General features: G+C 64.1%; 7 protein-coding genes. 3 read left to right on the top strand and 4 right to left on the bottom strand.

Translation table 11 applies throughout. The features are described 5' to 3' along the window. Positions 1 to 153: 153 nt before the first annotated feature. From glcF to glcD, 3 genes are read right to left on the bottom strand one after another with little or no spacing between them, the layout of a single operon-like run. Complete coding sequence (gene glcF, locus K7I12_RS15190; RefSeq protein WP_231664606.1) at positions 154 to 1,437, bottom strand: glycolate oxidase subunit GlcF; 1,284 nt, start codon at positions 1,435 to 1,437, stop codon at positions 154 to 156. Between the two features lies 1 nt (position 1,438). Further along, positions 1,439 to 2,611 carry a glycolate oxidase subunit GlcE gene (gene glcE, locus K7I12_RS15185; RefSeq protein ID WP_231664605.1) on the bottom strand — a complete coding sequence of 391 codons (1,173 nt, stop codon included), beginning with the start codon at positions 2,609 to 2,611 and terminating at the stop codon, positions 1,439 to 1,441. A gap of 9 nt (positions 2,612 to 2,620) precedes the next feature. Next, positions 2,621 to 4,120: a glycolate oxidase subunit GlcD gene (glcD, locus tag K7I12_RS15180; protein ID WP_031384020.1), complete on the bottom strand. Its 1,500-nt coding sequence runs from the start codon at positions 4,118 to 4,120 to the stop codon at positions 2,621 to 2,623. Positions 4,121 to 4,361: 241 nt separating this feature from the next. Here glcD and glcC point away from each other — a divergent pair, with 241 nt between their 5' ends. After that, a complete protein-coding gene (gene glcC, locus K7I12_RS15175; protein ID WP_051907456.1) occupies positions 4,362 to 5,138 on the top strand; it encodes a transcriptional regulator GlcC in 777 nt (258 codons plus the stop codon). A gap of 10 nt (positions 5,139 to 5,148) precedes the next feature. On the opposite strand, the gene K7I12_RS15170 is transcribed toward glcC, so the two are convergent. Continuing rightward, on the bottom strand, positions 5,149 to 5,841 hold the full coding sequence (locus K7I12_RS15170; protein WP_031384018.1) for a GntR family transcriptional regulator: 693 nt from the start codon (positions 5,839 to 5,841) through the stop codon (positions 5,149 to 5,151). A 135-nt stretch (positions 5,842 to 5,976) separates the two neighbouring features. On the opposite strand from K7I12_RS15170, the gene K7I12_RS15165 reads away from it, so the two are divergent. Then, positions 5,977 to 6,438, top strand: coding sequence for a GlcG/HbpS family heme-binding protein (locus tag K7I12_RS15165; protein ID WP_031384017.1), 462 nt, complete (start codon positions 5,977 to 5,979; stop codon positions 6,436 to 6,438). Positions 6,439 to 6,839: 401 nt separating this feature from the next. Beyond that, positions 6,840 to 7,811: a TRAP transporter substrate-binding protein gene (locus tag K7I12_RS15160; protein WP_031384016.1), complete on the top strand. Its 972-nt coding sequence runs from the start codon at positions 6,840 to 6,842 to the stop codon at positions 7,809 to 7,811. Positions 7,812 to 7,894 lie beyond the last annotated feature (83 nt).

Here is a 7,894-nt window from a genome sequence, read left to right as displayed (position 1 = left end):
CTGGCAGCAAGCGAGCCAATCACGATGTTGAAACCATCGACTGGAGAGCCGTGTGCGGGAGAACCGCACGCACGGTTCGGAGGGCGGGGAGGCGAAGCCTTCCCGACCCCTATCAAAACCATGGGGGCGTCGTCGGGAAAAGTTTCCCACCGACTACGAGCCGCTCGCTGCTCGAAGCCCGTTGCTCGTGGCTGATTCCAGCGCCTCATCGACGATCTCGATCCAGTGCCGCACCGGGGTGCGGCCGGCGCCGGCGAGGTGGGTCTGGCAGCCGATATTGGCGGTGACGATCAATTCCGGCTCGCCGGCCTCGAGGGCGTCGAGCTTGTCGTCGCGCAGCCGGGTGGCGAGTTCGGGCTGGGTCACCGAGTAGGTGCCCGCCGAGCCGCAGCACAGATGGGCGTCGCGCACCGGCGTCAGCTCGAAGCCGAGCCGGGTGAGCACGCCTTCCACCAGGCCATTGAGCCGCTGGGCGTGCTGCAGGGTGCAGGGGCAGTGGAAGGCCAGTCGCCGCTGGCCATGCATCGCCAGCGGGGCGAGATCCTCGTCGCGCAGGATCTCGCCGAGATCCCTGGCCAGTTCGCTGACCCGGGCGGCCTTCTCGGCATAGTCCGGGTCGTCGGCGAGCATTTCGGCGTACTCCTTGACGAAGGCGCCGCAGCCGCTGGCGGTCTGGACGATGGCTTCCACTGCGGCTTCGCCGGCGGTGTCGATATGCGGCCACCAGGCGTCGATATTGGCGCGCATGCGCTCGCGCCCGGCCTGCTGGGCATTGAGATGATAATCGATGGCGCCGCAGCAGCCGGCCTGGGGCGCCGGCGTCAGGCCGATACCCAGCCGGTCGAGTACGCGTGCCGTCGCGGCGTTGGTGTTGGGCGACAGACCCGGCTGCACGCAGCCTTCGAGGATCAGCATCTGCCGGGCATGGCGACGACCGTCGGGGCGCGTGCCGGCATCCACTGGCCTGGCCGGCAGCTTGTCACGCAGCGTGCCGGGCACCAGCGGGCGGAAGGTCTGGCCCAGGGCGAGCAGGGCCTTGAAGCGCTGCGGGTCGACCAGCGCCTTGCGCAGGCCGAAGCGCAACGCGTGCTCTTTCGGCGTGCGACCGACGCGCCGTTCGACTTCGGCGCGGCCGATGTCGAGCAGCTTGTGATACTCGACCCCCGACGGGCAGGTGGTCTCGCAGTTGCGGCAGGTCAGGCAGCGATCCAGATGCAGTTGGGTCTCGCGGGTGACCTGGGCGTCATCGTCGCGGCTTTCCAGCAATTCCTTCATCAGGTAGATGCGCCCCCGCGGGCCATCGCGCTCGTCGCCGAGCAGCTGGTAAGTGGGGCAGGTGGCGTTGCAGAAGCCGCAATGCACGCAGCTGCGCAGCACGCGGTCGGCCTCGCGCAGGTGCGGCTTCTCGAGATCGGCGTCGGTGAAGTGGGTCTGCATGTCAGAGGGCCTCGTAGAGCCGGCCGGGATTGAAGATGCCGTACGGGTCGAGCCGTTGCTTGAGGCGCTGATGATACTTGGCCAGCACCGGCGGCAGCGGCATGAAGGGCTCGGCGGGGTGCGCGCCATCGCGCTCGCGAAAGCAACTGGCGTGGCCCACGGCGCGGGCCGCGGCCTCGCGGATGGTCGCGGTGGGGGCGTCGCTCTTCAGCCAGCGCTGGGCGCCGGCCCAGTCGTAGAGCACATCGCCGTCGAGCGCCAGCGGTGGCACATTGTTGGGCAGCGACAGGCGCCACAGCGGGCGCGGATCGTCGGCGGTGAACAGCGCCAGACGCTGCTCGCGAAGCGCGCTCCAGTAATCGGCTTCGAGCGCCTCGCCACCGAATTGCTCCGCAGTCTGCGCCACCGAGCTGACGCCGCCCTCCAGGCGCAGGTTGAGCGCGCCGTCATGGTAGCTTGCGGCACTGATCGGCCATGGCTTGCGGCCCCACTCGGCGAGGCGTTCGAGCGCGGCCTCGAGCGGCATCGCCAGGCGCAGGTTGCGTGTGGCGGCGGGCTTGGGCAATACCTTGAACGAGACCTCGCTGAGCACGCCCAGGCAGCCCTGGGCGCCGACCATCAGGCGCGACAGATCGTAGCCGGCGACGTTCTTCATCACCTCGCCGCCGAAGCGCAGTGGCGTGCCGTCGTGACCGATCAGGCGAATGCCGAGCACGAAATCGCGCACCGCACCGGCCCAGGGGCGGCGTGGTCCGGAAAGCCCGGCGGCGACCATGCCGCCGACCGTGGCGGCCGCGCCGAAATGCGGCGGTTCGCAGGCGAGCTGCTGGCCCTCGGCGTCAAGCGCCGCCTCGAGCGCACTCAGGCGCGTCCCGGCGCGCACCGAGACGACCAGCTCGACGGGATCGTAGTGGACGATGCCGTGATGCGCGGTGGTCGAAAGCACCTCGCCGTCGACGGCACGGCCATAAAAGGCCTTGGTGTCGCCGCCGACGATGCGCAGTGGCGTTCTGTCCGCATGCGCCTGGCGGATGCGTTCGGCGAGCGCCTCGCCGGCATCGTGGCCCGCCGCCGGGTCCGGTTCGGCATGTCGCGGGCGTCGCTCCTGTTCATGGTGATCGGGGCCTGGATGGCGCGGATCGCCTCCGCGCGCGTCGTGTGAATCCTGGTTCATCGTCACTCCTCAGAAGCGCGGCAGCTCGGGGTGCGCCAACTCGCCGTTGTGCACGTGCATGGCGCCGAACTCGGCACAGCGGGCCAGCGTCGGCACGTTCTTGCCCGGGTTGAGCAGGCGCGACTCGTCGAAGGCGGCCTTGACGGCGTGAAAGACGCGCAATTCGTCGGGCTGGAACTGGCTGCACATCTGATTGATCTTCTCGCGACCCACGCCGTGCTCGCCGGTGATGCTGCCGCCGACCTCGACGCACAGCTCGAGGATCTTGCCGCCGACGGTCTCGGCGAGCTCCAGCTCGCCGGGTCGGTTGGCGTCGAACAGGATCAGCGGGTGCATGTTGCCGTCGCCGGCGTGGAAGACGTTGGCCACCGCCAGGCCATAGTGTCCCGATAGCTCGGCGATGCCCGCGAGCACCCTCGGCAGCTCGCGGCGCGGAATGGTGCCATCCATGCAGTAGTAGTCCGGCGACATGCGGCCCACCGCCGGAAAGGCGGCCTTGCGACCGGCCCAGAAGCGCGCGCGCTCGGCGTCGTCGCGGGCCTGATCGATGGCCGTCGCGCCGGCCGCCTCGAGCACGCCGCGCACCGCCTGGCAGTCGTCGTCGACATCGGCCTCGACGCCGTCGAGCTCGCACAGCAGGATCGCCTCGGCCTCGACCGGGTAGCCGGCCTTGACGAAGTCCTCGGCGGCGCGGATGGCGAGCTTGTCCATCATCTCCAGTCCACCGGGGACGATTCCCGCGGCGATGATGTCGCCGACCGCCTTGCCGGCCTTGGCGACGTCGTCGAAGCTGGCCATCAGCACCTTGGCGCTCTGCGGCTTGGGCAGCAGCTTGACGGTGATCTCGGTGATCACCCCGAGCATGCCCTCGGAGCCGTTGAACAGCGCCAGCAGGTCGAAGCCGGGCGCGTCGAAGGCTTCCGAGCCCAGCGTCATGCGCTCGCCCTCGATGGTGATCACCTCGACGCGCAGCACGTTGTGCACGGTCAGGCCGTACTTGAGGCAGTGCACGCCGCCGGCATTCTCGGCGACGTTGCCGCCGATCGAGCAGGCGATCTGCGACGAGGGATCGGGCGCGTAATACAACCCATGAGGCGCGGCGGCCTCGGAGATCGCCAGGTTGCGTACGCCAGGCTGGACGCGCGCAGTGCGCGCCCGGGGATCGACCTCGAGGATCCGCGCGAAGCGCGACATCACCAGCAGCACGCCCTGCTCGAGGGGCAGCGCGCCCCCCGACAGGCCGGTGCCAGCGCCGCGGGTGACCACCGGTACGCCGAGCGCATGGCAGCGGCGCATCAGTGTCTCGACCTGCTCGAGGGTGTGCGGCATGGCCACCAGCATCGGCAGCACGCGATACACCGAGAGGCCGTCGCATTCGAACGGGCGCAGGTCTTCTTCGCGATGCAGCAGGGTCATCTCGGGGAGCGCCTGCTGAAGGTCGGCGAGCACGCTGGTCTTGTCAGGGGTCGCCAGCGCCCCGTCGAGTCGCGCGTCGTAGAGAATGTTCATGACGTGCTCCGGCTATCCGGGCGCGGCCCAAGTCAGGCCGCCGCCGCACGATTGGTTTGCTTGTGTCCTACAATTTGACCTTTGAAAACACCACTGTCCAGTCATTGGTTCACTGGTCGGACCAGCCATTGGTCGTATTTATGAAATAGCTTTCCAGGTCTTCAATAGGGCCATGCGCTGGGCCCGTTCGCCCAGCATTCAAGCGCGTATAGGGCGCCGCGGGCGTCCAGGGAGGGCTAGCATGGTTGCGGATTCCACGATGCCAGGCGGTACCCGGACGCCCGATGCGGTGGCCGCCAAACTCGAGCAACTGGTGCTCGACGGGATCATCCGCCCCGGCCAGCTGCTGCCTTCGGAGCGCCGCCTGTGCGACAAGCTGGGGGTGTCGCGGGCCTCGCTGCGCGAAGGGCTACGCGTGTTGCGCGGCAAGGGCATCATCGAGACCCGCCAGGGGCGTGGCTCGGTGGTCGCCCGGCTGATTCCGCGCCGCGACGACAGCCCGTTGATGCATCTGTTCCGCGATCATCCCCGTACGCTCTACGACCTACTCGAAGTGCGATCGTTGCTCGAGGGCGAGTCGGCACGGCTTGCGGCGCTGCGTGGAACCCCGGCCGATCGGGTGGTCATCGGCCATCGTTACGAGGCCATGGCGAACTATGTCAGTCAGCCCGGCGAGATCGATGTCGAACGCCTGGCGCGCTACGACCACGGCTTCCATCTGGCGATCTGCGAGGCCTCGCACAATCCGGTGCTGGTCTACACCCTGCAGAGCCTGACCGACTTGCTGCTGAGTTCGGTATTCGCCTCGGTCAAGAACCTCTACCACCGCCCGGCGTCGCGCGAGCGGATCAATAGCCAGCACGAGCGGCTGTATCGCGCGGTGATCGATCAGGACGCCGACGGCGCCGAGCAGGCGGCACTGGAGCATCTCGAGAGCATCGGCAACAGCCTGCGCGAGATCGAAGCCGAGAACGAGCGGCTGGTGCGTGCGGCGATGCGCCTGGAGGCCTGGCAGTGACGGCCTGGAGTCAGGAAGAGGCCGCCCGGGAGGAAAACTCGTCTTCCTCCGCTTCAATCATGCCCTCGAGGGAAGCGACTTCGAGCTTGTTGCACAAATGTTCGCGAAGAATGCGCCCCAGCATGAGGCCATCACGTTTTTGCAGTGCATCAATCATGGCCTCATGGTCTTCAACGGCACGTCGCCAGAAATCATCCGTCATCTTCTTCGAATAACGGACACGCTTTACGCGTTGGCTGAGGTTACTGTACATCTCTTCGAGCACCTCGTTATCGGCCGCTGCAATAATGCGTTCATGAATCTGCTGGTTGACCCGAAAATAGGGCTGCAATTCGCGCTTTCGGTAGTGATCGAGCATCGTCTCATGAAGCTGCTGGATAACCGAAAATTCCTGTTCAGTGATGTTCTGGCAGGCCAATTCACCTGACAGGCCTTCCAACGCGGCCATTACATCATAAGTGTTGCGCACCTTCTTTACGGTCAGGCGCGTGACCCGCGCACCACGGTTGGGCAGCAGCTCCACCAAGCCTTCCGAAGCCATCACCTTGAGCGCCTCGCGTAACGGGGTACGCGATACCCCGAACTGTTCGCAGAGCTTCTTTTCCGAGATGCGCTCGCCTGGGGTCAAGGCACCCTGTTCAATCAGTTCCCGAACACGATCGGCAACTTCGCGGTAGAGGTTTCTATGCTGGATTTTTTCCATTGTCGGTTCTTGATCGGAGAAAGGCAGTGGCGAAAACGCACAGAGTCCAGCGGCGTCGCCTTGACTTGAATCTCTGAAAGGTATTATGAATTCAAAATCAAGACAACAATAATCCATTGTCGCAAGGAACCGCCCATGGCTGGCAAGGTGTTTCGTTCCCACGTTCAGATTTCCCGCCTACAGGCTCGCCAGATTGTCGACACGGCATTCAGCGAAGCCCGCAATACCGACATGGAGCCGTTGACCGTCGTTGTGCTCGACATGGGCGGCAACATCATTGCCGCCGAGCGAGAGGATGGTTGTGCGCCGCTGCGCTTTGCCGTGGCCAGGGGCAAGGCCTATGCCGCACTCGGCAATGGCATTGCCAGTCGTATCGTGGGAGAACGCAATCAGCAACGACCGGCCTTTCTGGCTTCGGTGGCTGCAGCCGCGGAGGGGACATTCGTTCCCGTACCCGGTGGGGTCGTGATTCTGGATGAAAATGACCGGGTGATCGGGGCGGCAGGTGTCAGTGGTGCCTCCTCGGACGAGGACGAGCAAGCGGCCCTGGTCGGCATTCGTAAGGCTGGTTTCCAGGCCGGTTTGGCGCCGGACTGACCTGCTGCACACTTCTGCAACCGGGTGACGGTCCCCGGTCACGCTGCGTTATTGACCGCCCACCTCTGCTAGAACCTTGCGAGCCGCGCCCCTCAGGCGCGGTTCGGCGCTGGATGTCTCATCCATATGGATCTATAACCTTCTGATTAAAATTGTTTTTTTAGATTTTGCAAGCTGAGTTGCCAGAGTACTAAAGTATAATTTCTAATTTTGAATTATGTATCCATATTCAAATTGCGGTTGGTTTCGGTGCACCATGACACCAGCACAACAAGGAGCGACCGAGCCGGCCAGATGGAAGCTCTCGCAGACGGGCTTCGGTAGGCCGCTGCCATGGCTGACAAGGTTCGTACTGATGGCGGTTCAGGACCTACAACAATAACGAAACTTCGGAGATCGACATGAAAGCCATAAAGATAGCTTTACTCGCCACTGCGCTTGCCCTTGGCGTACAAGCAGCCGGCGCCCAGGAGCGTGAGATCAAGTTCGGTCACGTGGGCGGCCCCGGTTCCCTGTTCGAGATTACAGCCAACGAATTCGCCAAGATCGCCAATGAAAAACTTGAAGGAAAAGCTGAAGTGGTCGTTTACGGCTCGAGCCAGTTGGGTAGTGATTCCCAGATGCTCAATAAGCTTAAGCTGGGCACTATAGATCTCTCCTTGCCTTCCTCGATCATGAGCAGCGTAGCCCCCGAATTCTCACTCTTCGAGATGCCTTATCTCATCGAGGATCGGGATCATATGCGCCGGGTACGCGATGACTTTCTGCGCGACACGCTCTACGAGGCTGCCGAGGGAAAAGGCTACAAAATTATCGGTATCTGGGAGAACGGCTTCCGCCAGATTACCAATAATGTCCGACCGATCTACGTGCCCTCTGATCTCGAGGGTATCAAGCTGAGAACACCCAACGGCGTGTGGCGTGTAGAGATGTTCAAGAGCTACGGCGCGAATCCTGCGCCGATGGCCCTGTCGGAGGCCTTCGTTGCCCTCCAGACCGGCGCCATGGATGGTCAGGAAAACCCGCTGATCCAGATCTACTCCCAGCGCTTCCAGGAAGTTCAGGACTATCTGTCGCTTTCCAATCATGTCTACACCCCGGCCTACGTGCTGGCCGGCGCCAGCTGGAATCGCCTGCCCGAGGATGTCCGCCAGGTGCTGGTCGAGACGGCCGAAGAAGTCGAGGAATATGCTCTGGAACAGGGCGCCAAGCTTGACGACAGCCTGCTTGCCAAGTTCGAAGAGGCAGGCATGCAGATCAATAAGGTGGATACGCAAGCCTTCGTTGATGGCTCCGCGGCGATCTACGAGAAGTTCGGCAACGAAGTGGAAGGCGGCAAGGAGATGATCGAGAAGGTCGACGCACTTCGCTGATCTTTTCAAAGTCAGTGATACCGGGCATGCCACGCACAGCGATCCTGTCGCGGCGGGGTATGTCCGCTCCCTTCTTCTTTACC

Source organism: Halomonas sp. IOP_31, from assembly GCF_021151495.1.
Taxonomy (GTDB): domain Bacteria; phylum Pseudomonadota; class Gammaproteobacteria; order Pseudomonadales; family Halomonadaceae; genus Modicisalibacter; species Modicisalibacter zincidurans.
This window is presented reverse-complemented; position numbering and strand designations above follow the sequence as displayed.